The following is an 843-nucleotide window of genomic DNA, read 5'->3' on the forward strand; positions in this document are numbered from 1 at the left end:
CCTGACCAGCAGGTCCGTCGAGTTGTCGGTCGAATTGACGACCTCAGAGGTGATGTTAACCTCCCGGATTGGCGTCGGGTTCGTCGAGTCCGTGGGCTGTTCGATGCTGTTCCCACGGACGAGCCCACGGATCTCGAAGTTCTCTGTCCGGAGTTGTTCCGCACTCCGAATCGTGAACCGATCCGCAGTCGTGAACGACTCCGACCGGTTGACCCGAATCTCCGGTGGGAGCGTGGTCCTGTTGGTCGCGTTCGCCGTCGTATTTCCCGTCGCGTTCATCGGATACGTCGCTTCGAGCGACGGGATGAACCGCCAGCCGTCGGAACTCTCGTTTTGGACGCGGTTGACCGTGACTTCCGGGCCTTCCGTAGCCCGGACAGCGTGGGTCTCAAGCGGTCTTACTGGCGTCGTCGTGTTTGCTGACCAGTTTTTCCAGCCGGGCGGTGAACGAGTGTAGAACCGCCACTTGCTCCGAACCTCGTATCCCCCATCGAACTGGACGCTCTGCCAGCTGCCGGGGATTACAGTCCCGATTCGATAGTCGTCAGTCGTGGCCCCTCTGCCGTTCGGAACGACGCCGGGCTCGACGACAACCTCCCGCTCGGGGAGATTCTCTACTTGGACCGTTCGTGAATCCGTGACCGTTAGCTCGTACTCATCAATCTCGTCATCGTCAATCTCCGAGAGATTCGTCGAGATCGTCGTGACCAACTGGAGTTCAGTCGTGCCGTTGATTTCGGTATAGTTGAGCGTGGGCTGGGCGGCAGTGCTGTTGTCCATTGCAGTGCCGTTGGCATACAGCGTCGTGTTCGTCGACGTGTTCACCACTCGGAAGTCGTCCTC

General features: G+C 59.5%; 1 pseudogene. It reads right to left on the reverse strand.

The annotated features are described in order from the left end of the window. Nucleotides 1–843: pseudogene (locus RBH20_RS21320) on the reverse strand (hypothetical protein); the annotation flags it as partial.

The sequence above is a fragment of the Haloarcula sp. H-GB4 genome, assembly GCF_030848575.1.
Taxonomy (GTDB): Archaea; Halobacteriota; Halobacteria; order Halobacteriales; family Haloarculaceae; genus Haloarcula.